The organism is Polyangium sp. 6x1, assembly GCF_029946515.1.
In the GTDB taxonomy this organism is placed as follows: domain Bacteria; phylum Myxococcota_A; class Polyangia; order Polyangiales; family Polyangiaceae; genus Polyangium.
This window is the reverse complement of the sequence record NZ_JARZHH010000086.1, coordinates 12,983-36,095: the sequence shown is the minus strand read 5'-3', so window position 1 is coordinate 36,095 and position 23,113 is coordinate 12,983. Positions and strand designations below refer to the sequence as shown.

15 protein-coding genes are annotated in these 23,113 nt (G+C 69.3%); 8 read left to right on the top strand and 7 right to left on the bottom strand.

Annotated elements, in window-relative coordinates; genetic code table 11:
• Positions 1-56 precede the first annotated feature (56 nt).
• The 3 genes from QHF85_RS43755 to QHF85_RS43745 form a co-directional block, all read right to left on the bottom strand.
• Positions 57-734, bottom strand: a complete 678-nt coding sequence (locus QHF85_RS43755) for a hypothetical protein (protein ID WP_281333432.1) — start codon at positions 732-734, stop codon at positions 57-59.
• Between the two features lie 235 nt (positions 735-969).
• Positions 970-1,218, bottom strand: a complete 249-nt coding sequence (locus QHF85_RS43750; RefSeq protein ID WP_348652808.1) for a YwbE family protein — start codon at positions 1,216-1,218, stop codon at positions 970-972.
• A 596-nt stretch (positions 1,219-1,814) separates the two neighbouring features.
• Complete coding sequence (locus QHF85_RS43745) at positions 1,815-2,456, bottom strand: hypothetical protein (protein WP_281333431.1); 642 nt, start codon at positions 2,454-2,456, stop codon at positions 1,815-1,817.
• A 284-nt stretch (positions 2,457-2,740) separates the two neighbouring features.
• Here QHF85_RS43745 and QHF85_RS43740 point away from each other — a divergent pair, with 284 nt between their 5' ends.
• The 6 genes from QHF85_RS43740 (at position 2,741) to QHF85_RS43715 (ending at position 12,147) form a co-directional block, all read left to right on the top strand.
• The gene (locus QHF85_RS43740) at positions 2,741-3,520 is read left to right on the top strand and encodes a recombinase A (protein WP_281333430.1); all 780 of its coding nucleotides are present in this window, start codon (positions 2,741-2,743) and stop codon (positions 3,518-3,520) included.
• A 21-nt stretch (positions 3,521-3,541) separates the two neighbouring features.
• Positions 3,542-5,344 (top strand): DNA polymerase Y family protein, encoded by a 1,803-nt coding sequence (locus QHF85_RS43735; protein ID WP_281333429.1) that lies wholly within the window; start codon positions 3,542-3,544, stop codon positions 5,342-5,344.
• Positions 5,341-8,571, top strand: a complete 3,231-nt coding sequence (locus QHF85_RS43730; RefSeq protein ID WP_281333428.1) for an error-prone DNA polymerase — start codon at positions 5,341-5,343, stop codon at positions 8,569-8,571. Before QHF85_RS43735 ends, QHF85_RS43730 begins: the two co-directional genes overlap by 4 nt.
• Before the next feature lie 103 nt (positions 8,572-8,674).
• Complete coding sequence (locus tag QHF85_RS43725; protein ID WP_281333427.1) at positions 8,675-9,634, top strand: hypothetical protein; 960 nt, start codon at positions 8,675-8,677, stop codon at positions 9,632-9,634.
• A 77-nt stretch (positions 9,635-9,711) separates the two neighbouring features.
• Positions 9,712-10,518, top strand: a complete 807-nt coding sequence (locus QHF85_RS43720) for a lysophospholipid acyltransferase family protein (RefSeq protein WP_281333426.1) — start codon at positions 9,712-9,714, stop codon at positions 10,516-10,518.
• A gap of 81 nt (positions 10,519-10,599) precedes the next feature.
• The gene (locus QHF85_RS43715; protein WP_281333425.1) at positions 10,600-12,147 is read left to right on the top strand and encodes a hypothetical protein; all 1,548 of its coding nucleotides are present in this window, start codon (positions 10,600-10,602) and stop codon (positions 12,145-12,147) included.
• A 9-nt stretch (positions 12,148-12,156) separates the two neighbouring features.
• Here QHF85_RS43715 and QHF85_RS43710 read toward each other — a convergent pair whose 3' ends face one another.
• The 4 genes from QHF85_RS43710 to QHF85_RS43695 are packed head-to-tail and all read right to left on the bottom strand — an operon-like array spanning position 12,157 to position 15,968.
• A complete protein-coding gene (locus tag QHF85_RS43710; protein WP_281333424.1) occupies positions 12,157-12,648 on the bottom strand; it encodes a hypothetical protein in 492 nt (163 codons plus the stop codon).
• Positions 12,645-13,031, bottom strand: a complete 387-nt coding sequence (locus QHF85_RS43705) for a hypothetical protein (RefSeq protein ID WP_281333423.1) — start codon at positions 13,029-13,031, stop codon at positions 12,645-12,647. The genes QHF85_RS43710 and QHF85_RS43705 overlap by 4 nt, the downstream gene beginning before the upstream one ends.
• A gap of 16 nt (positions 13,032-13,047) precedes the next feature.
• Positions 13,048-14,301: a hypothetical protein gene (locus QHF85_RS43700; protein ID WP_281333422.1), complete on the bottom strand. Its 1,254-nt coding sequence runs from the start codon at positions 14,299-14,301 to the stop codon at positions 13,048-13,050.
• Entirely contained in the window at positions 14,298-15,968 is a 1,671-nt protein-coding gene (locus QHF85_RS43695) for an OmpA family protein (protein WP_281333421.1), read from the bottom strand. The genes QHF85_RS43700 and QHF85_RS43695 overlap by 4 nt, the downstream gene beginning before the upstream one ends.
• 119 nt (positions 15,969-16,087) lie before the next feature.
• Between QHF85_RS43695 and QHF85_RS43690 the strand changes: the two genes are divergently transcribed.
• Together QHF85_RS43690 and QHF85_RS43685 are read left to right on the top strand one after the other, a co-directional pair.
• Positions 16,088-16,942, top strand: a complete 855-nt coding sequence (locus QHF85_RS43690) for a GGDEF domain-containing protein (protein WP_281333420.1) — start codon at positions 16,088-16,090, stop codon at positions 16,940-16,942.
• Between the two features lie 707 nt (positions 16,943-17,649).
• Positions 17,650-22,731 (top strand): AAA family ATPase, encoded by a 5,082-nt coding sequence (locus tag QHF85_RS43685; RefSeq protein WP_281333419.1) that lies wholly within the window; start codon positions 17,650-17,652, stop codon positions 22,729-22,731.
• The last annotated feature ends 382 nt before the right edge of the window (positions 22,732-23,113 follow it).

Here is a 23,113-nt window from a genome sequence, read left to right as displayed (position 1 = left end):
CTGCGGCGGTTCCGGTCGCATTGACGCGAGGCCGTGGTTCGGGGAGACCGTCGCGCTCACCGGAGCTTCTCCCGGCACGCTACCACGTCGACCTCCCCGGCCGAGCCCCAGATTCGCGGGGGCAGCACCACGATTTTTTTCAGGCTCGGCAGCGCGCTCGATTGCAAGAGCACCTCGACCTCGTCATCGCCGATCGCATTCGGGCCGAGCTCATTGTCGCTGAAATCGAGCGTCTCCAGCGCACCGAGTGCCGGTGCGGAGGCGATGGCGCGGATGACCTCCGGCCCCACGGGGGTGCCTCGAATATCGAGGATCCGCAGCGATCCCAGCCGCTCCGACGTGACGAGGCGCACGAGCGCCTCGGCGCGGATCCCGGTCCGCGCGAGGCCCAGAAAATACAGATTCGCGAGGAGCGGGGCGTCCGCGAGGGAAACGACGCCGGCGTCGCCGATGGCATTGGATCCGAGTTCGAGATCGTTCAGGTTCTTCCAGTGCTTCGCCGCCGCGAGGATCGCCCCTGCGCGCGGCCCGAGCTCATTGCTGTGGAGATCGATCCGCCAAATGTTTCGCAGGTGCTCGCAGCGCGTGATCCGCTCGAGCCCGTCGTCCGTGAGGTCGTTGCTCGACAGGTCGAGGAGGCTCACCTCGACGAGCCAGGGGAACGCGTCCCAGCCCTCGATGTCGCCGTCGCAGAGTTCGAGCCCGCAGAGATCGAGCTCGCCCTCGTCTTCCATGCGCTCTCGGAGGGAAGTCTCGTCCAAGGGTCTTTTGAGGGGCGTCTCGTCCAAGGGTCGCGTCTCCGTGTGCCGGCGTGCGGCCCGTCATGGTCGCCAAATCGTCCTCTTTGCGCAAACCCGATCCCGGGCCTCGTCCGCCGGACGGGCGCGACGTGAGCGGGCTCCCCCTGAACTTGTGTACCGTTTTCGAGGCAGCGCCGCGCTCGTGCCTTCATTGCCAAACGACCCCTGATCAACGTGAGAGAATTCGGCGCACCCGCCCGACCTCGCCCGATTCGAGGCGCACCTTGATGCCGCGCGGATGCTCAGGCGAGCTGGTGAGGATGTCGCGCACCACGCCTTCGGTCAGCGCGCCGGCCTCCTGATCGGCCTTCTGCACAATGGCGACACGCAGGCCGCGGCGGATCTGCGACCGCAGCGTCCCTCCGGGCTCGCCGGCGCGAGAAAGATCGGGCGGGACCTCGCGCCGTACGAGCTTCATCTCGCTCACGCCCGCGGCGCGCAGCACGGCGGCGACGCTCTCGACGTCGTCCGTCATCACCAGGAGATCGCGCCCCTCGACCAGCACCTCGTGGCCCAGCTCGTCTCGCCATCGCCTGCCGAGCGGGGCGCGGTGCTCGGGCGGTACGCCGATGACGCGGGTGAGCACGGCGCCTTCGGTGGCGTCGAGCTCCTGGCGCACGACGACGCGACCGAGCGGCGCCGCTGCCGCAGGGGCGGACCTGGGCTGGGGCGCGGACGCGTCGGCGGTCCGAACGGCACCGCGGAGCGAGGAGAAGGGCTTGTGCTTCAGTCCTTTGTCGGGAGACACTGCCCCCAGTCTGCCACGAGGGCACCGTACGGGGCGATAAGTTCCATGCGTTCCCACAACCGGTGGACCGGCGCCCCCAATGGGTGGCATTCCGATCCTGCAGACGGGGAGAGCGGGAGCGGGAGCGGGAGCGGGAGCGGAAGCGGAAGCGGGAGCGGGAGCGGGAGCGGGAGCGGAAGCGGAAGCGGAAGCGAACGCGGGTCGCGGGGCACGGACGCGCTGCTGAACCGACGGAGCGCGAGGTCCCATTTGTCCCGGACGCGCCGTCAGAAGCTCGTGTCTCCGCGGCGCGCGGCTTCGATGCGCCCTCGCATCTCGTCGAGGGCATCGTCGAGGTGCTCGCGAAACGTGTGGCGCTCTCCGGACCAGTCGATGCCGTGGTCGGTGCCCACACCGACACGGCCGGTCGCTCGGAAGAAGCCCGGCCAGTCGTAGAACGACGAGAAGTCGAAAATGCGCACCGAGCGGTCGAAGTCGCCCGGTTCGATCTGCGGTCCTTCGTCGATCTCGCCGTCGATCCAGATATCGACATCGTCCATGAGGTTTTCCCACGAACGCTCGATGACCACGTCCAGAGGCGGCAGGACGAGCACGCCGTCCTCCTTCTTGTTTTCGAGCGTGTCGAACAGGGCGTACGTCCACGGGACCGCGCCGCGCGGGTATTCGTCCTCGCGACCGACGTAGCGCGGGCTCTTCGCCGCCATCCATCGGATCTGCACGGCGCCCACCTCCGCGTAAAACGCGCGCACGTCGTCGGGCACACGGCCGCCGAACCAGGTCTCGAGGCGCGCGAGCGCTTCGGCCGCAGCCGGTGGCCCGAGCTCGGCGCCCAGGAGGACGATCTCGGGGGCGTTGCGGAGCTCTTCGATCAAGGCCGTGAAAACGTCTCGCAAGGTCTCCTCCTGCATGGCTGCTTCCTCATCCCCCCGACGCGGCGCGAGCGTACCGCAGCGAGCGGGCCCCTCCGCGAAAACGTGACGGAGCGCCCCTCCATCTGTCGCCCTCCCTCGCCCGGTCTGTTCAGTGGTCCTCGGTTGATCCGTCGTCCAGAACACGAACCAGGGCGCCGGCCGCCCGTTTCGGTCTTCACCGGACAAGTTCATCGCTGAGCGGACAGAGTATGTCCGTCACGGGCGCTCGGTTCGTGTCATCTTTCTTGGCCGGCGTTCAGGTACCTGGTAGGGTGTTCAGTATGCACCGCGCCGCCGCTGCCACGGTCCTCGCCACGGACGCCGACGCCCGCCACAAGGAGCTCTTCCAGAGCGCCCTCGTCCGCCCTGCGATCGAAGGCCTCTCCGGCCGCGCCAAGGCCCTGCCCTTGGGCCTTGGCGCCGTCGACGCGTCCTTGCCCGAGGGAGGCCTGCCACGAGGTGCCGTGGTCGAGCTGACGGCGCCCCAGGGCCTCGCCCGCTCGACGACGCTCGCCTTGTCCCTCTGCGCCTCCGCGCAAGCCGAGGCCCGCCTCCGCGGCGAGAGCGACACGCGCGGCGCGTGGTGCGCCTGGCTCGACCCGGTCCACGCTCGGGGCTCCGGATCGCCTTCGGCGCCCTCCGCTCCAAACCCCGGCTCCCTCTTCGCGCCCGCCGTCGCCCGCGCCGGCGTCGATCTCGAGAGGCTGCTCGTCGTCCGGCCGGACCTCGACGACCTCGCCCGCGTCGCCGTCCGCGTCGCCGGCTGCCACGCCTTCTCCGTGGTCGTGGTCGACACGGCCGGCGTGCCCGGCTGCCGTGGCGAGGCCAGGCTCGACCGGTGGGTCACGATCGTTCGCCGCCTCGCCCTCGCCATCGAGGGCAGCGACACGACCGTCCTCTTGCTCACGGACGCGGCCGCCTCCCGCGCGATGCCGCTGCCGGCGGCGATGCGCATCGAGCTCGAGCGCCTCGGCGAGGATCGGCTCGGCCTGCGGGTCGCCAAGGACCGGCGCGGCCGCGTGACGGGCGCGCAGTCGATCGAGCTTGGAAAAAGTGCATGAAGAGCGCATGAGGATCCCGTGATGGGCCGGCGAATCGTGGCGGTGGTCTTGCCCCAGCTCGGCTGCGAGCTCGTGCGGCAACGCGCCCACGAGGAGGGCCACGAAGGCGGCCCGCTCGCCGTGCTGTTCTCCCGGGCCAAACCGGACGGGGGAGGGGAGGCGCAAGATCGAGCCACGGCCACGCTCGACCTCGTCGACGAGGCCGCCTGGCGGTACGGGATCCGCCCCGGCCAGCGCGTGGCCGAGGCGCAAGCGACGCTCGCCGAGCTCACGATCCAGAACGTCTCGTTCGCCGAGGTCGACGCGGCGCTCGGCCGCGTGGCCGAGGTTTGCCTGGGCGGGGACCCCGCGCATGAAACGGGGCTCGGCACGACGGCTGCGATCCGCCTCGCTCCCGAGCACGCCTTCAACGCTCGGGGCTCCGGGTCGCCTTCGGCGCCCTACGCCCCGAACCCCGACGAAGACAAACGCCGCGGCCCCGCGGGCGACGCGCCCTTCGACACGGTCTTCCTCGACATCACGGGCGCCGCGCACCTCGTGGGCGGCGAGGAGGCCCTGCTCGACGAGCTTTGCGAGCGCATCCACGCGCTCGGCCACAAGGTTCAGGCCGCGATCGCCGACGGCCCGCGCATCGCCCGCGCGCTCGCCCGGTTCGCCGCGAGTCCGGTTCTTTCCAGCGGATCGGCCCTCTTGGTGCGAAAAACCCCGCACCCGACGGTCGTCGCCAAGCCCGGCGCGCGTGTCCTCGGCCCGCTGCCGCTCACGGCGCTGCCGCTCGATGCCGACACGGCAGCCTTCTTCGCCCGGCTCGGCATCTTCACGGTCGAGGCCCTGGTAAAACTCCCGCGCAGCGAGCTCACGCCGAGGCTCGGCCTGCGCGCCGCCGAGGTGCTCGATCTCGCCTCCGGCCACGACGCTCTCCCGCTCGTCCCGTACGCGCCCCCGCGCACGATCGTCGAGGAGACGAGTTTTGACGACCCGATCGCAAGCGTCGAGCCCATCCTCTTCGTCCTCCGCGGCATGACCTCGCGCTTCGCCGCCCGCCTCGGCGCCCGCGGAGAAGCTTGCCTCTCGCTCGTGATCACGATCCCGCTCGACCGATCCATCGCGAACCTGCGGGATCCTTCCCGCGAGCCCGTCCTCTCGCTCTCGATCGACCTGCCCTCGCCGCTCTCCGACGCGGGCGACCTCCACCGCGCGCTGCGGGCCAAGCTCGAGCGCGCCGAGCTCTTCGCGCCGGCCGTCGGCGTTCACCTCGAGGTCTCGCAGATCGTCGAGGCGCGGCGCGTCCAGATCGACCTCTCGCGCGACAAGGCCGTTCGTCCCGACGCCCTGCCCGCCCTGCTCGCCGAGCTCTCGGCCGAGATCGGCCAGGATCGCGTAGGCGTGCTCGAAGCGATGCACGCCCACAAGCCCGAGGCGCGCTCGAAGCTCGTCCCCGTCCGTGATCTCGACCAGAAACGCGCGCCCGCCGGGGCTGCGGACCTCGAATCCGCCGAGGATCGCGACGTCCCCCTGCCCACGCGGCTCTTCGCGACCCCGGTCCCGATCGGCCGCATCACGAAGGGCGCGGTCGTCGCCATCGACAACCGTCTCTACGCCATCGAGTCCTTGCGGTTCGTCATGCGGCTCGACGGCGTCGAGTGGTGGACGAGCTCGGCCGCGTCGCGGGATTACGGGGTCGCCTGGCTCGTCCCGGGCGCCACGAGCGCGAAGGTCCCTTCGGGATCGAAGGCCGAGGGGGCGTCGCGGGCGGCCGGCCTCGCGTGGGTCTTCGTGGACCGGACGACCGGGGAAGGGTACCTCCAGGGCTGGTGCGAATGAACCGACGAAGGCCGGCCCTCTCCGTCGTCCCTGCGGGCCCCCCCGAGCCTTCGCCCGAGCCCGAGGACAAACCCGCGTTCGCCGAGCTCTGCGCGCGCTCGGCGTTCTCGTTCCTCGAAGGCGCCTCGCAGCCCGAGGAGATGGTGCGCCGGGCGCACGAGCTGGGTTTGTCCGCGATTGCCATTGCGGATCGGGACGGCCTTTACGGCTCGGCGCGCGCGCACACGGAGGCGAAGAAGCTCGAGCAGCCCTACATCGTCGGCGCGGAATTGACCCTGGAGAGGGACGGCGAAAGGAGCGGCAGCGTCGTCCTCCTCGCCCAGGATCACGAGGGGTATTCGAACCTCTGCCGCCTGCTCACCCTCGCCCACGCGACGCACGAGAAGGGCACGGCGGGCATCACGATCGAGGACGTGACCCAGGTCCACCGCGGCCTCTTCGCCCTCGTCCCGCTCGGGAGCCCCGCGCTCGCGACCGACGCCCTCCTCGGGCCGCTCCGCGACGCCTTCGCCGAGCGCGCCTTCCTCGCCACATGGCGCCACCTCGATCGCGGCGACGCGGCCCGCCTCGAAGCCGCCACCAAGGCCTCCGCCCGCTACGGCCTCTCCGTCCTCGCCACCGCGCGCCCCCTCTTCCACCACGGCGGCCGCAAGCCCCTCGCCGACGTCCTCACCTGCATCCGCTACAAAACCACGCTCGATCAGGCCGGCGCCCTCCTCGCCCCGAACGCCGAGGCCACCCTGCGCAGCGCCGCCTCGATGCGGAACCTGTTCCGCGACGAACCCGCCTGGGTCGGGCGCACCGTCGAGATCGCCGAGGCCTGCCGCTTCTCCCTCGCCGAGATCCGCTACCGCTTCCCGAGCGAGGGCCTCTGTTTGCCCGGCGAAACCCCGGACGACGCGCTCCGCCGCCTCACGTACGAGGGCGCGAAGGACCGCTACCCCGAGGGCACGCCGCCCCGGGTCGCGGCGCAGATCGAGAAGGAGCTCGATCTCATCAAGCTGCTCGACGTCGCGCCGTACTTCCTCAGCGTCCACGAGATCGTCTCGATCGCCCGGCAAAAGCGCATCCTTTGCCAGGGACGCGGCAGCGCGGCGAACAGCGCGGTCTGCTTCGTCCTCGGCGTCACGGCCGTCGATCCGGCGCGATCGAGCCTGCTCTTCGAGCGTTTCCTCTCGCCCGAGCGGCGCGAGCCTCCGGACATCGACGTCGACTTCGAGCACGAGCGCCGCGAGGAGGTCATCCAGGCCATCTACGAAAGGTACGGCCGCGACCGCTCCGCCATGGTCTCCGAGGTCATCTGCTACCGCGGCAAGAGCTCGCTCCGCGAGGTCGGCAAGGTCTTCGGTTTGACCACGGATCAGCTCGATCGGCTGAGCGGGCTCGCGCTCTACCACGAGGCGGACACGAGCGAGAAGAAGCTCGCCGAGCTCGGCTTCGATCCGAACGACGCGCGCCTGCGGCAGGTGATTTTCCTGGCGAACGCGCTCGAAGGCATGCCGCGGCACCTGTCGATCCACGTGGGAGGCTTCGTGCTCTCGGCCGAGCCGCTCCACCACGTCGCCCCGATCGAACCCGCGCGCATGCCCGGCCGATCCGTCATCCCGTGGGACAAGGACGACCTCGACGAGCTCGGCTTCTTCAAGGTCGACATCCTCGCCCTCGGCATGCTCACCGCGATCCGCAAGACGCTCGCGATGATCCACGAGCGCACGCGCCCCGAAGAACCCTTCGACCCGATCGACGCGCTCGCCCGCATCCCGGCCGAAGATCCGGCCGTCTACCAGGCGATCCAGCGCGCCGACACCGTGGGCGTCTTCCAGATCGAGAGCCGCGCGCAGATGTCGATGCTCCCGCGCCTCAAGCCGAAGGAGTTTTACGACCTCGTCATCGAGGTCGCGCTCGTGCGGCCGGGCCCGATCCAGGGCGGCATGGTCCACCCGTACCTGCGGCGCCGCACGGGGCAGGAGGCGCCGATCTCGCCGCACCCTTGCCTCGACGAGATCCTCGCGCGCACGCTCGGCGTCCCGCTCTTCCAGGAGCAGGTCATGCAGATCGCGATGGTCGGCGCGGGCTACACGCCCGGCGAGGCCGATCAGCTCCGGCGCGACATGGCCGCGTGGAAGAAACACGGCCGCCTCGCGCGGCATCGCGAGCGGCTGCTCCGAGGTTTTTCGGAGAAGGGCATCTCGGCCCGCTTCGCCGAGCAGCTCTACCAGCAGATCCACGGCTTCGGCGAGTACGGCTTCCCCGAGTCCCACGCGGCGAGCTTTGCGCTCCTGGTCTATGCCTCCGCGTGGATCAAGGTCCACCACCAGGCCGCGTTCACCTGCTCGATCCTGAACTCCCAGCCGATGGGGTTTTACAGCCCGTCCTCCCTCGTGCAGGACGCGCAGCGGCACGGCGTGATCGTGCGGCCCGTGTGCGTCGTGTCGAGCGGCTGGGATCACTTCCTCGAAGACGCCGGCGTGATCCGGCTCGGGATGCGCCTCGTAAAAGGGTTCGGCTGGGGCGGGGCCGAGGGCGTGCTCCGGGCGCGCGCGGAGGCGCCGTTCACGGGCGTCGCGGACCTCGTGCGGCGCGCGGGCCTGCAAAAGAACGAGATCGAGGCCCTCGCCGAGGCGGGCGCGCTCGAAGCGCTCGTCCCGAGCCGGCGCGAGGCGCTCTGGAGGGCGCGGGCGCCGCGCATGCCCGACGGCCTCTTCGCGGACGTCCCGCTCGAGGAAGAGAAGGACGTGGGCCTGCCGAAGATGCGCCCCGCCGAGCAGCTCGTCCTCGACTACGGGCGGGTGGGTTTGTCCCTGCACGACCACCCCTTGCGGCACCTGCGCGCGCGGCTCGAACAGGAGGGCACGGTGACGGCGGCCTCGATCAAGGAGAAGCGCACGGGTGAGACCGTACGTGTCGCGGGCCTCGTGGTGGGCCGACAGCGCCCGGCCACGGCGAGCGGCGTCACGTTCGTCACGCTCGAAGACGAGACCGGCGTGGTCAACGTCATCGTGCGCAAGGACCTCTTCGACGCGAGCTACGCGGCCGCGCGCTACGCGAAGATCCTGGCCGTCCGGGGCCGAGTCGAGCGGCAGGGGTCCGGGGCGAAGGGCACCGCAGGTGACCCGGAGCCCCGGGCGTCGAACTACGAGGTCGTTCACGTCCTCGCCGAAGCCCTCGATCGCCTCGACGCACCCGGCAAACGCGGCGTTCCCACGCGATCACGCGACTTTCACTGAGGCGCGTGCGCAGAATCGTTTGAGCCCATAACGAATGGTTCAAGCGACCTTCGGTCGCTTTTTGCTCGCCAGACCGGCCGCGACACGGCAAAGATCGCGGCTGATGTTCGGCCTCCAACGACCTCTGGCCCGCGGCCTCCTGGCAGCGGCCCTGCTTGCCGCGTGCAGCAGCGGGTCGTCGACGACCACCGAGGCCGCGCCTCCCGCGAGTGGATCGCCTGGTGCTCCGCCGCTCGGCTCGTTCATCGCGCCGAGCCCCACGCAGCCCCCGCAGCCGAAGTCGCCCCAGCCGAACCCACTCGGCCTGCCGCCGCGCAAGATCAAGCTCGACCCCGGGCGCCGCGTCTTCACGTTCTCCGAGCCCATGCTGACGAACGCGCGCATCGGCTCGACGCTCGTCCTCTACGCGGCGACCGCGATCGGCTTCGACGGCGACGACCTGGTCATCGAGGGACAATCCGGCGGCCCGTCGTACAAGGTCCACCCGGGCTACGTGATCCCGGTTCCGGACAACGTGAAGCCGAAGCTCGGCGACGTCGTGCTGACCGAGTGGAATGGCGTGATGAAGCACGCCGTCGTGCGGCGGTACGTCAAGGATCGGATCGCGGTCCGCTACACGGACATGGAGGCGCGCGCGCCCGAGGGGCTCTTGAAGGGCGTGCGCTGGGTCAAGCAGGTCAACGGGCTCGAGCCTGGCAACTATGCGGCGCACCGGCAGGAGGGTGAGTATCGGCACGTGCTGCTCGTCTCGCCGTTCGAGGGGGGGTTCGGGGCGCAGGACGCCGGAGGCGATCCGAAGCCCCGAGCGTCGACCGCCGGCGTGAAGCGGTGGTTCTGCCTTGGATTCGGCGGCGCGGCGCTGATCGCGGACGAAGCGGATTTGCAGCCGATCCCGATCAAATGGAAAGGCAAGCCGGGCGCCGTCGTATGGGCCGAGTGGGCGGGCACCATGCGCCGCGCCGTCATGCAGAGCGAGAACGAGCCGGGCATCTTCACCGTGAAGTTCGAGCGAGCGGGCAAGCCGGAAGTCGTCGGTTATGGCCTCATCATGGACCCTCTCTGAGGTCCCATACCGCGTATCATTTTGCGCAGTTTGCAGGTCTGGAATTGCTTCCCGCGTGGTGTTAGGAAGCGAGATCCATGCAGCTCCGAGAAGTCATTCGCGCCGCGCGTCAGTGGGGTCCTTTCACGGCTCGCACCGTCGGGTATGGGACGATCTCGCTCACGCTCGGCCCGCTCACGAAGGATCACGGCGTCAGCACCTGGGCAATGAAGCGCTGGTGCAAGGCGAGCGCGCGGGGGCTGCACCTCGACGTCGACGCCACGGGGCTCGAGAACGTGCCCACCGAGGGCGCGTACGTCTATTGCTCGAATCACCAGAGCCTGCTCGACATCCTCGTCCTCGGCGCGGTCCTCCCGGGGGATTACAAGTGGGCCGCGAAGCGCGAGCTCATGAACATTCCTTTCCTCGGCTGGCACCTCAAGCTCGCCGGGCACGTCCCGGTCGAGCGCGGGGGCGGGGCGCGGGTCGCGGCCGAGGTCATCAAGCGCTTCCAGGAGGTCCTCGGGCGCGGAAAACCCCTGCTCGTCTTCCCCGAGGGCACGCGCAGCGAGGACGGCGTCCTCAAGGAGTTCAAGATGGGGGGCTTCTACGCCGCCGTCCGCGCCGGCGTCCCCGTCGTCCCGGTCGCGCTCGAGGGCGCGGGCAACCTCATGCAAAAGGGCGCCATCGACACGGGCGACGGCTCGATGCGCCTCGTCCGCGTGCGCGTGGGCAAGCCGATCCAGCCCCTCACCACGGGCAAGGAGGCGGCGCGCGTCGTCGACCTGCGCGACCGCACACATGCGGCCGTCGCCGAGCTGCTCGTCTCCATTGGCGGCCGCGTCCCCGAGGCTCCGTCCAAGGAGAACGGGGGCGAAACCGCCGCCTCGTCCGCCGAATCCTGACGTTCGCTCGCTCTTGACCCCGACGTGGGGCCCGATACCCTGGGAGGACACCTCGTTCCTTCTCCAGGTTTGGAGGGTCTCATGGCTTACGAGCATTCACGCTTCATTTTCCGGCCCTTTGCGGCCGTCGCGGTCCTCGCCCTCGCGGGTTGTGGAATGCAGACCGAAGGGGGGATCGTACCGAGCAGCTCGGGTGAACCGCCGGTCGAACTGCCACCCCCCGACCTCCCGGACGTCCCGCCGGTCGAATATCCACAGCCCCCCACGTGCAACCCGGACATCTCCGTCGCGGCGAACAGCCGCGCGCTCGTCGTGCGGGATCCGGCCGTGCTCGCGCGCTTCAGCCTCGAGCGTGTCCTCACGCAGCTCGTCACGATCGCCGGGGAGGACACCGCGCCCGCGGACCTCGTGCGCCGCCTCTTCGACGCGCAGAACCCCGCGGCGGAGGGGGTTTTTTCGGACAACCCGCATTGCGACGATCCCGACAATGCCGCGTTCAAGAACGGCGCGGCCCTCTTCTGTCCGCGGGCCGAGGGCGCGCTCGCGTCGAGCGCGGGCCTCTTCGAGGCGGGCCACCCCGACTCCTTCGTGCCTGTGGCGATCGTCAATCGTTTCGACCTCACGCCACAGTCCGGAGCGACCTGCGGCGAGCACCGCATCGTGTATGCGAAGACCTCGGGCCGCACGGACCCGGCGAACCGCGTCTTTTTGATCTTCGAGGCGGCGCTGCCGAACCCGACGGGCATGGACGTCCTCGGGGGCTGCCGCCCCGTGGCCGAGACGTGGGCGAGCCTCGGAGACGAGGCGGATCTCGAGGTCGTGGCGGCCAAGCTCGAAGAGCTCTTCTTCGACGGACTGCCGGGCTTTTTGCCGGTCGTCCACCCCGACCATTATGGCGCCGTCTCCACCGAGGAAGATCCTTACAGCGCCACGCGCGGCCAGGTGCGCGTGAGCCAGCAGATGCAAGAGCCCTGGGAGATGCGCGAGTATCACCTGAAGCGCACGCCGCTCGCGTCGATGGAGCTCGAGCTCACGTTCCAGCCCGTCACGGTCAAGAACAACCCGCTGCCGGACCTCTTCGATCGCGCGAACACGTCGGAGACCGCCGTGAGCTTCCGGAGCGAGTTCGTCAACAACAACCTCTGGGATCTCGCGCAGACGGAGTTCCCCAAGGTCCGCATGCGGACCGGCAAGCAATTCAACATGGGCGAGAGCCTCGTCTCCGGGGACGCGTCCGTCGATTATGCGTCGCGCGCGTTCGGCGTCGAAGGCTCCGATTTCGCGTCCGAGATCCAGCTCGGGCTCGACCTCTACAAGCTCGGCCAGGATTGCCCCCCGGACGATCCGCTCACGCCCGAGGCCGTCCTGCACCGCGCGACCTCGCTCACGTGCGCCGGTTGCCACGCGCCGCAGCGCTTCCTCGGCCCGGACAGGTCGCTCGGCTGCGGGCTCACGTTCCCGTCCACGCTCGGCGAGGTCCACATCGACGAGAATGGCACGCTCTCGGAGGCGCTCACGGACGTGTTCTTGCCGCGGCGCGCGGAGGTCCTCTCGACGTACCTGAAGGCGTGCGACGTCGCGGCCATCATGAACAACTTCGAGCAGGGAGAAAGCGTCATTCCGAAGTGACGCTCTGCCTCACTTCGCGTCGCACGGCCCCGCGTTCCCCGAACCGAAATAATACTTGCTGATCCCCTCGCCGCACGGGCACTTCACGGCGCCCATCTCCGCGACGAGGCAGGAGACCACCTCGTCGTTCGGCTCCTCCATCCCGATCGCCTCGACGCACCCGCCGGGGCCCATCTTCACCTCCAGCCAGCCGTTCGTCTTGCAGCCCGAGGCCTCCTGGCAAGCCTTCGCCGTCGCGATGGCCCAGTCCTCGAACCCGCACGGAAAATCGTTCGAGCCGACGCATTCGCCCGTCGGGCGATCGGCGCAGAGCGGATGGGCGTCGCTGCCGAGGCCGCTGTCGAGCTCGGGGATGCCGCCGGCGTCGAACGCGGGGGGACGCTCGAGGATCGATTCGCGTTCGTCGCGGATGTCGGCGTGCCTCGTGCAGGCGAGCGGCGCGGCCGTGGCGCCGAGGGCCGCGGCGACGAGCGCGACGGGGGCGAGCTGCGGGGCTTTCACGGTACGCGCTCCTGTTCTTGTTTCGTGAGCGTCCGGAACCAGACGATTTGATGGGGCGATTGCGTGACGACCGTGTCCGGCTCGATGCGGATGAGCTCGCGTATGGGGAGATCGTGGTCCTTGGCGAGCTCGCGCGCCTCGTCGTAGGTCTCGGGGCGGGCGTCGTGGACCGTCATGAACAGGAGCCGGGCTTCCTCGAATTGCAGGCGATCGAGGATCCGGACGAGCGTGAGCTCCCCCGGCTCGTCATACCCTTCCACGGCCACGAAGGCGCCGGGGGTATCGATGTGCGCTTCGGGCGGGGTCAATGCGTCCGACGCGCAAGCGGCCGCGAGGGCCGCGCTCGCCAAACCGAAACAGAGGTCTTGGAGCTTTGCTCGCATCAATCTGCGCCTCCCTTCAAAAGCCGAGGGTAATGCCCGCGCTCGGCGCGAGCACGAATGCGCCGAACGGGAACACGGCATGCGCCGCGATCTCCACGAAGGCCGCCCGGCGGCTCTCCCACGCGAACGCGAGGCCCGTCCCGGCGCCCACGAATCCGTCGCCCGCGCGTTTCCAGACCGTGACCTCCTGCTCCAGGTCATTGCCGCCCTGGTAAGGCGGGGCGAGCGGGTTTTCACGGACGACCGTGCTCCCTTTCATGTCGACCATCGCGTATCCGCCGGTGAGGAACGCATACGGCCGGAGCCCCGAGCGGGCGAAGAGGTCGTCGCCGAACCAGTGGGTCGCGCGGGCCGCGAAGGAGAACGGCACGAATGTGGTGCCCTCGCGCGGCGTCGGTCCCTCGCCGAAGAAGGCCCAGCCGAGCCGCAGGCCGAGCGTCGTGTCGTAATGGATGAGCCGATCGAACGCGACGACGACCCGCGTCGGCCCGAGGCTCCCGGACGGCTTTGCATTCGTCTGCACCGGCGTGCCCGTGTACTGCGCGCCGTCCGCGCGGAAACATGCGTACCCCTCATTCTCCTGCGAAACGAGGCTACACGCGCCCGCCGTGGCGAAGGCGCCCACGTCTTGCTGCACGCCGAGGGAGATCCAGTTCTTGCGCCGATCGATCCGCTCGCAGAAGCCGCGCCAGCTGCACGTGGTGCCTCCCTCGCAATCGGCGTCCGATTGGCAGGCGATCTCCACGACGCGCTCGCTCGGGCATCCGAGCAGGCCCGCGGGACAATCGGCCGGATCGGGGCATTTCGCGCCGCTGCCCTCGCCGGGCTCGAGCACGGTGTCGTGCTTGATGGTCACGAGGTACGGCCGCGCGCGCGACGCGCCCGTCGCGATCACCCGGCCCTCGGCGTCGTGGACGCGGATGTAGTAGCGCAGATCCCCGGTGACGGTGCTGATCTCCAGGCACGGGATCGCGCCCTCGTACCTGGCGCCGTTTCGCCGCAACTCGAGCGCCGTCCAGTCGGGATCCCCCCAGAGCCGGTAGTGCACGAGCACGCGGCGGGCGCGGAGCGCGATGTCGACGGGGAGCTCGATCGAAATGGGAACGGCGCGCAGGATCCCCTGCTCGGCCGTCCGCTCCAGCGTCGGGTTGTGCAGCACCTCGGGGCCCAGCGCGCCCCGATCCTCGGCCGGCTCCTCGGCATGGCCCGCGCCCGAAACGGAGAGCGTGGTGAGCGCGGCGAACGCGAACATCCCTTTCGCGTGGCTCATTTCGCGCCTCCCGACGCCGGTTTGCCATCGTCCTTCGTGGCCGGCTTCTTTTCGAGGATCCGGAACTCGACGCGCCGATTCTTGCTGCGGCCCTCCTCGGTCGTGTTGTCCGCGATCGGCTTGTCCGAGCCGTACCCCTTCGGCGCGAGCCGCGCGCGGCTGACCCCGCGCCGGACGAGCCATTCGACGACGCTCTCGGCGCGGTCCTGCCCGAGCTTGCGGTTCACGTCGGGCGGGCCCGTGTCGTCGGTGTGGCCTTGCACCTCGATCCGCGTGACCTCCGGGTGATCCGCGAGCACCCGCGCGACCTCGCCGAGCACGCCGTCGCTCTCCGGGCGGAGCACGGCCGTGCCCGTCTCGAATTGCACCTGCTGCGAGATCACGATCTCCTGCTCGGCGAGCGAAGCGACGGGCGGAGGCTCCGGCTCCTTCGGCTTGGGGCAACCATTGCCCTCGGGCGGCTTCGGGCCGGGCTCCGTGGGGCAAACGTCTTTCTTGTCGGGCACGCCGTCCTCGTCGGTGTCCTTGGGACAGCCGTGCGTCTTGCGCACGAACGTGGCCTCGCCGGCGGCGCGCGGGCAAGCGTCGTTCTCGTCGGGAATCGCATCCCCGTCGTAATCGGGCGGCGGCTCGGGACAGCCGTGCAGGAGCGGATCCCCCGACTCCACGCCGACGAGATCGATACAAGCGTCGGCCTTGTCCGGAATGCCGTCGCTATCGCGATCCGGCGGGGGTTTGGCCTTCTCCGGCGCAACCCCGAAGAGCGCGAGCACGCGGACGTCGGCGCTCCCCGCGCCCTGCCCGAGGCCCGGGCCCATGGCGAGGCCGACTTCGAGCGGTCCGCCGGTGATGCGGTAATGCCCGGTGACGAGGGCGTGTGCGACGGTGGCGCGAGGATCGAAGAGGCGGGCGCCGCCGAGGAAAGGGAGATCGGCCGCGAGCTCGCCGCCAAGGGTGAGGGTGCGGGCGCCGTCGACGAAAAAGCCGCCGGCGAGGCCCAACGTGAGCGAGGTGGCGACACGCGATGGCAAGACGCCCGGGAGCGCCGCGGGCGGGCGGGTGCGAACGCCGCCGGAAAACGCGCCGTGGAGGCGCTTTCCGGTCGCTTCCGCGACGAGGGCGAAGCGCGCGCGGAAGGCCCCATCCCCGGCGTATCCATCCGTGCCGGTGGGGAGCCAGAGGGACGCGGAGAGGCCGAGGGCGGCGCCGAGGCCGGCTTCGTCGAGGCCACCTGCGAGGCGGACGCGGGCGCCGATGCGAAGGTCGCCGAGGGCGGCGCCGACGGCGGCGCGGGGGAAGGCGTCGCCGGAGGGCGGGGTGCTGCCGGCCTGGGTGATGGAGAAGGGGACGTCGAGGGAGACGCTGGCCCGGTAGAAGAGGGAGAGCGAGGCGAGGGCGTGGAAGAAGGTTTGATCCGAGATGACGGGGTCGAGCTCGTCGCGGTCGTTGCGGAGGACGAGGGGGCGGCGCGCGTAATCGAGGACGAGGCGCGCCGAGGGGAGGAGGTGGCCGCGGACGTCGGCGTGTTCGGTGAGGAAGGCGCGATCGCCGGCGGGAGCGGGTTCGAGGGCGAGGGAAGGGGTCTCGTCGGCAGCCGCGAGGGAAGGGAAGGCGACGAGCGCGAGGGCCGGCAGGAGGAAGGAGAGAGCGCGCGGCCCGGGCGTCACGGGGCGGGACGGTAGGCGGGGGCGGGGGAGGGGGTCAAGGGGGCTGCTGCTGCTGCCGCTGCTGCTACCGCTGACAGGTCACGCTACTCTATGGATCCAACCTTACGCCGCGGACCCCCATGATCATCTGCTGCTCGCAGGACCAGGCAGGACCCGACAACCTCGTCATCATCTACACGCGCGATCGTAAGCTCCTGGGCCGTTGCTACGAGCTGGGCACCGCCACGGTGGTCACGGTCGGACGCCACGCGGGAAACACCATCTCGATCGACAGCGACTCCGCCTCGCGGCACCACGCGCGCTTCGAGAAGCGCGCCGATGGCTTCTGGGTGGTCGACGACAACAGCACCAATGGCACCTTCGTCAACGACGAGCGGGTGACGGAGGCGCGGCTTCGTTGTGGCGATCGGGTCAGCATCGGAAACACGATCTTCAAGTCCTGCTGCGCCGCGTGCGGGCGGCCGATCGACGAAACACGGTACACCATGACGTCGATCGACGGCCTGACGAAGGCGTACAACCGCCGTCATCTCCTCGAGCAGCTCGACGCCGCGTTGCGGCGCATGGAGCATCCCGAACCTCCGCTCGCGCTGGTGATGTTCGACCTCGACCATTTCAAGCGGATCAACGACTCGTTCGGGCATCTGGCAGGTGACCAGGTGCTACGCGAGGTCGCATCGCTCATGCAGCAGCACGTGCGCCCGGGTGATGTCTTTGCACGATACGGCGGGGAAGAGTTCACGTGGATGCTGCCCGGGACCGACCTTCAAGGAGCCGCGGCCATGGCCGAGACGATCCGCGCAGCCATCGCGGCCCACGTGGTGACCTTCGAGGCGCACAGGATCTCGCTGACCATCTCGGCGGGCGTCGCGCAAGCGGACGAAAAGACCTGCGTCGCCATCGATCTCATCAAGTCGGCAGACGAGAGGCTCTACCAGGCCAAGTGCGACGGCCGGAATTGCGTGCGCTCGTAGGGGCGCACGGCCGGCGACACCGTCACCAGCTGCTCCCGCTTCTCCAACCGTCCTCCCCCCGTCGCGTCACCGTCTCTCGCGCCCGTTCGAACGTTCGACCACCTTCGCGTCACTGTCTCCCGCCGCCCTCCGAACGCTCGATCCCCGACGCGTCACCATCGCTCGTGGCTCTCCGGCCCTCCGATCCCCCGCGCGTCACCGTCTCCTCCGCGTCTCCAAACGTCCGATTCCCCTCGCGTCACCGTCTCCTCCGCGTCTCCAAACGTCCGATTCCCCTCGCGTCACCATCACCCGCGTCCCTTCGAACGTCCGAACACCCTCGCGTGCCTGAAACCTGCTCACCCTGAATGAAGTTTTCTTCGGGCGTTCATCGTGCCCCCGTGCGTGCCGCCATCACCTCCTGCATGCCGCGCGGGTACGTGCGAGTAGCCCTCCTGGAAAGGCACGCCGCGGGGTATCCGCCCCACCCCCGCGCGTCCTTTTCACCCGACCGGGCAAAACGGACCCATTCTCCTCTCCCGTGATCTCCGACGCGACCGGTCGCGGCGCAGGCGCCAATTGCTTGACAGGTAGACGCCCGAATTGGATTGGTGTATCCCAAAACGGGATCCCCATGCCATCGGTACCCGTTCGCCGCGTGGGGGGCGGGCGGACACGAGGGGCACGAGCAACCACGGCCACGATCGCGCGGTTCGGTCAAGGATAACATGCGTTCGAGTCTTCCCAATTACGTCCTGTCGGAGACCATTCACGAGACCGACACCACGATCATCCATCGGGGGCACCGAATTGCGGATCGCGCTCCGGTCGCGGTGAAGCTCCTCAAGCACGAGCACCCGACCCCGCGGGACATCGCGAAGCTCAGGCACGAGTACGCCATCCTGAAGAGCCTTCACATCCCGGGCATCCTCACGGCCTACGGCCTCGAGCGGCTCCGGAGCGGCCTCGCGCTCGTCATGGAAGATCGCGGCGGCCAGCCGCTCGACGGCATCCTCGCGGCGCAGCGGCTCGACATTGGCGTCGTGCTCCATATCGCCTCCGCGCTCGCGACGATCCTGGATTCGCTGCACCGCGCCCAGGTGATCCACAAGGACACCAAGCCTTCCAATATCCTCTACAATCCCGCGACGCGCGAGGTCATGCTCATCGATTTCGGCATCGCCGCGCGCTTCTCGCAGGAGATCCTGCGCCCCACGAGCCCGGAGCTCATCGAGGGGACGCACGCGTACATGTCGCCCGAGCAGACCGGGCGCATGAACAGGCAGGTCGACCACCGCACGGACTTCTATTCGCTCGGCGTGACCCTCTACGAGATGCTCACCGGCGTCCGGCCCTTCCGCTCGAACGACGCAATGGAGCTCTTGCATTGCCATATCGCGCGGATGCCCACGCCCCCGCACGAGCTCGCGCCGGAGATCCCGAGGGCCATCTCGGACATCACCATGAAGCTCATGGCCAAGGCCGCGGAGGATCGTTATCAGCAGGCGTATGGGCTGAAGGCGGATCTCGACGAGTGCCTGCGGCAATGGGAGACGAACGGGTGGATCGGGCCCATGGAGCTCGGCCGGCTCGACCTGGGCGGCGAGCTGCGCGTACCCCAGAAGCTTTATGGCCGGGAGAACGACGCGCAGGCGCTCCTCGCCGCGTGGGGCCGCGCGAGCGAAGGCAAGGCCGAGTGTCTGCTCGTCGCCGGCTACGCGGGCGTCGGCAAATCGGTCCTCGTGAGCGAGATGCACAAGGCCATCGCTCGCCGCTCCCGAGGGTATTTCGTCGCGGGCAAGCTCGACAAACTCAACCGGAGCGTGCCCTATGCCCCCTTCGTCCACGCCTTCCGCGAGCTCATCCGGCGTATCTTGACCGAGCCCGCGGAGGCGCTCGCGCGCTGGCAGGGCAAGCTTCGCAAAGCCCTCGGGCCGAACGGCCAGCTCATCGTCGACCTCATCCCCGAGCTCGCGCTCCTGCTCGGGCCGCAGCCGAGCCTCTCGGAGCTCGCGCCGGCGGAGGCCCAGAATCGGTTCGCCCTCGTCTTCGAGAGCTTCGTGCGCGCATTCACCTCCGAGGCGCACCCGCTCGCCATCTTCCTCGACGATCTGCAATGGGTCGATCCCGCGTCGCTGCGGCTGCTCCGGATTCTCCTCGCAGGCCCCGAGAGCCGCTACCTGCTCGTCATCGGCGCCTATCGCGACAACGAGGTCGAGCCCGGGCACCCGCTCCTCGTGGCCCTCGACGAGCTGCGCAAGGAGGGCGTCGGGATCCGGTCGATCACGCTCTCGCCGCTCTCGTCCAAGGCCGTCGGAGACATGATCGGCGATACGCTCGGCTGCGGCGCCGAGGCGTGCGCGCCCCTCGCGGAGCTCGTCTTCGCGAAGACCCACGGCAACCCGTTCTTCATCAATCAGCTCCTGCGCGACCTCCACAAGCAAGAGCTCATCGCGTTCGACGCGCGCGCGCGCTCCTGGGTATGGGATCTCGAGCGTATCCAGCGGGCGAACACCACGGACAACGTCGTCGATTTCATGATGCACAAGCTGCGGGGGCTCGCGCCCTCCACGCAGCGCGTCTTGAAGCTCGCCGCGTGCATCGGGCACACGTTTTCCCTGCGCACGCTCGCGACGCTCGCCGAGCAATCGATGACCGAGACGGCCGCGACCCTCGGGGAGGCGCTGCAAGAGGGCCTCGTCCTGCCGCTCGACACGAGCGACCGGTTCCTCGACGTGGTCCCGAGTGATGCCGCCGAGGCGCCGGCAAACGAGCCCTTCGACGTCTCTTACAAGTTCCTCCACGATCGCGTGCAGCACGCCGCCTACGGGCTCCTCGAAGGCGGCCGCGAGCGGGAGACGCACCTCCGCATCGGCCGGCTCATGCTCGCGGGCCGCGCCCCGGGCGCGCTCGGCGAAGAGCTCTTCGATATCGTCAATCATCTCGACATCGGCGCCGAGCTGATCACCGATCCCGCCGAACGAGGGATGCTCGCCCGATTGAACCTCGCGGCCGGCAGGAAGGCCAAGGCCGCGGCCGCCTACCAGATCGCCGCCGGCTACTTCGGGTCAGGGCTCGCGCTCCTCTCCGCGTCGAGCTGGGACGAGGACCACGAGCTCGCGTTCTGGCTGCACGTGGAGCAGGCCGAATGCGAGGCCATCCAGGGCCGCATGGACGCGTCGGACGCGCTCTTCGAAGTGCTCCTCGCCCGCGCCGAGAAGAAGCTCGATCTCGCGCACGTCCATTGCCTGCGCATGAACCTCTGCACCACGGCCGGCCGGCTTCCCGAGGCCATCCAGGCCGGGCTCCGGGGCCTCGCGCTCTTCGGGGTCGAGATTCCTGGAGACGAGGAAGCACGAAAGGCGCAGCTCGCCCGCGAGATGGAGGAGGTGCGGGCGAACCTGGGCGAGCGCCGTATCGAGGATCTCGTGGACGCTCCGGCGATGACGGATCCGGAGCGCAGGGCGGTCCAGAAGCTTTTGATCTTCCTCACCTCACCGGCCTATTACGAGGGGCCGACGTTCATCGCCCTCGTCGCGCTGAAGCAGGTCGAGATCTCCCTTCGCTACGGCAATTCGGACGGCTCTGCCTACGGCTACGTCCTTTATGGCTTCATCCTCTCCGGAGGAATGGATCGATACGAGGAGGGGTATCGGTACGGCCGCCTCGCGCTCGCCTTGCAGGAGAAGTTCGGCAGCGCCGAGCTCACGGCCAAGGTGAACATGGTGTTCGGCGTGTTCCTGCATTTCACGCGGCCGGTCCGGGAGGCCATCGCGTATTACAAGCGCGCCTACGAGTCCGACCTCGTCTCGGGCGATTTCGTGTACACGTCCCACGCCTGCTTCTACACGATGATCGTCCGGCTGAGCCTCGGCGAGGAGCTCTCCGCCGTGCGCGAGGAGCTCGACCGGTTCCTCGGCCTCACGCAGCGGACCAAGGAAGCGATGGCCATCGGCTTCCTGACGATCGCGAAGCACACGCTCGCGGCCCTCACGGGGCGCACGGCGAGCCGCACCTCGCTCGCCAGCGAGTCGTTCGACGAGGCCGCCTTCGTCGCCTCGCAGGAGGCCGCCGGCGCGCTCTTCATCACGTGCTGGTATTACACGGTGAAGGCCCAGCTCTTCTATCTCCACGGCGATCTTCGGGCCGCGCTCGAAATGGCCCGGCTCGCGGAGGAGAGGCTCGGCAGCAGCGCCGGCCAATACTTCGCGACCGAGCTCTCGTTCTACTTCTGCATGGCGAGCCACGCGCTCTCGGCAGGCGCCTCGCCCGAGGAGCGGGCGCGGTACGCGGCGGCGGCCGAGCCCCACCAGGAGAAGCTCGCACGGCTCGCTTCGATCTGCCCCGAGAATTTCCGGCAAAAGATTCTGCTCGTGCGGGCCGAAGAGGCGCGCGCAGCGGGGAGGGAAGCCGAGGCGATCGATCTCTACGACGCAGCGATCGAGGCCGCGCGCGAGAATGGGTACACCTCCCTGGAAGCGCTCGCGAGCGAGCTCTGCGCGCGGCTCTACCTCTCCAAGGGCAAGACCAGGGTCGCGCACATCTACATGTCCGACGCGCATTACGCCTATCTGCGCTGGGGGGCCACGGCGAAGGCGGACGACATCGTCGAGCGTCATTCGCACCTGCTTCCCCCGTCCGCGGCGCTGCCCGCGACGAACGTCGCGACGAGCGTCGCCGCGAACCTCCGTTCCCTCACGACGAGCACGACGACGAGGGCCCTGGCCTCCGAGCTCATCGAGGCCGCCGCCGTCGTCCGGTCTGCCCAGGCCATTGCGGCGGAGCTCGTGCTCGACAAGGTGGTCGAGCAGGTCTTGAAGCTCGTCATCGAGATTGGTGGTGCGCGGAGGGCGGTCCTGCTCCTCGGGCGCGACGCCGAGCTCGTGATCGCGGCCTCGATCACGGTCGATCCGGACCGGGTGGAGCTCGGCCTTTCGACCCCGCTCGAGCAGAGCGCCGACCTGCCTCGGACCATCGTGCAATACGTCGCCCGGACGAAAGAGCCCATGGTCCTCGGCGACGCGGGCGTGGACAGCCGATTCGCGGCGGATCCCTACATCGCGAAGACCTCCCCGAAATCGGTCCTCTGCCTCGCCATGGTGCAAAAGGGCGAGCTCGGGGGGATCCTCTACATGGAAAACAACGCCGTGAAGGAGGCGTTCACGCCGCGCCAGACGGAGCATTGCACGCTCCTCGCGTCCCAGGCGGCGATCGCCGTGGCGAATGCGCTGCTCTATCAGCGACTCGAGGTGATGACCGGCGAGCTCAAGCGTTCGAACGAGGCGCTGGAGAGCGAGGTCGCGCGGCGCACCGCGGAGCTCTACGACGCGAACGAGCACCTCTCGCGCGAGCTCTCGGAGCGCGCGCGGGGCGAAGAGGAGCGGGCCCGATTGCAGGAGGAGATCATTCGAGCGCAGAATGCCCGCCTCCTGGAGCTGTCCACGCCCATGATTCCGATCACGGACCGGATCATGGTCATGCCGCTCATCGGAGCCATCGACGAGCAGCGGGCCGAGCAGGTGCTCACGACGGCGCTCGAAGGCGTGCAGACGCATCGGGCCGAGGTCGTGATCATCGACATCACGGGCGTGAAGGTGATGGATACGGCCGTGGCGAGCACGCTGCTCCGCACGGCAAGTGCGCTCAAATTGCTCGGCGCCGAGGCGATGCTCACGGGGCTCAGCCGCGAGGTGGCGCAGACGCTCATCTGCCTCGGCCTCGACCTCGGGGGCATCGTCACGATGGGCACGCTTCGCAGCGGCATCGCGCGCGCTCTCAAGCGTAGCGGATCGGCGTCGCTCCGCGCGTAGCGGGAGCGGCCGCGGGGCGTCGCTTCCACATTCGAACACCGTCGCGTCAGGCTCTCGTCCGCGTCTCCCAACATTCGAACACCATCTGCCCGCCGAGGGCACGTCGGCGCCCGCATGGCGGAGGCGCGCGCGGCGCGCGTGATGTCCTTTCCGCGCGGGTGAGGCGGCGGCGGCAGCAGCCGCTGCCCCTCACCCGCGCATGTCGTAAACTTTCAATGGCAGCGCCAGGCGGCGTCACGTTCCTGGGAGTCCCCACAAATCCCTTCGCGTGCGTAGGAATTCGCTAGCCATTTCGACCCTGGCTCGTGTAGGGGTATTTCGCGATGACGGGCGATGCGCGTGGTTGTGCGCGCAGATGGCGGATTTTTCTGCCGTTTCCCAG

Coding starts and splice junctions, on each gene's coding strand:
- QHF85_RS43755 (WP_281333432.1), bottom strand. CDS start 734: ATGGAAGACGAGGGCGAGCTCGATCTCTGCGGGCTCGAACTCTGCGAC.
- QHF85_RS43750 (WP_348652808.1), bottom strand. CDS start 1,218: ATGAAGCTCGTACGGCGCGAGGTCCCGCCCGATCTTTCTCGCGCCGGC.
- QHF85_RS43745 (WP_281333431.1), bottom strand. CDS start 2,456: ATGCAGGAGGAGACCTTGCGAGACGTTTTCACGGCCTTGATCGAAGAG.
- QHF85_RS43740 (WP_281333430.1), top strand. CDS start 2,741: ATGCACCGCGCCGCCGCTGCCACGGTCCTCGCCACGGACGCCGACGCC.
- QHF85_RS43735 (WP_281333429.1), top strand. CDS start 3,542: ATGGGCCGGCGAATCGTGGCGGTGGTCTTGCCCCAGCTCGGCTGCGAG.
- QHF85_RS43730 (WP_281333428.1), top strand. CDS start 5,341: ATGAACCGACGAAGGCCGGCCCTCTCCGTCGTCCCTGCGGGCCCCCCC.
- QHF85_RS43725 (WP_281333427.1), top strand. CDS start 8,675: ATGTTCGGCCTCCAACGACCTCTGGCCCGCGGCCTCCTGGCAGCGGCC.
- QHF85_RS43720 (WP_281333426.1), top strand. CDS start 9,712: ATGCAGCTCCGAGAAGTCATTCGCGCCGCGCGTCAGTGGGGTCCTTTC.
- QHF85_RS43715 (WP_281333425.1), top strand. CDS start 10,600: ATGGCTTACGAGCATTCACGCTTCATTTTCCGGCCCTTTGCGGCCGTC.
- QHF85_RS43705 (WP_281333423.1), bottom strand. CDS start 13,031: ATGCGAGCAAAGCTCCAAGACCTCTGTTTCGGTTTGGCGAGCGCGGCC.
- QHF85_RS43700 (WP_281333422.1), bottom strand. CDS start 14,301: ATGAGCCACGCGAAAGGGATGTTCGCGTTCGCCGCGCTCACCACGCTC.
- QHF85_RS43690 (WP_281333420.1), top strand. CDS start 16,088: ATGATCATCTGCTGCTCGCAGGACCAGGCAGGACCCGACAACCTCGTC.
- QHF85_RS43685 (WP_281333419.1), top strand. CDS start 17,650: ATGCGTTCGAGTCTTCCCAATTACGTCCTGTCGGAGACCATTCACGAG.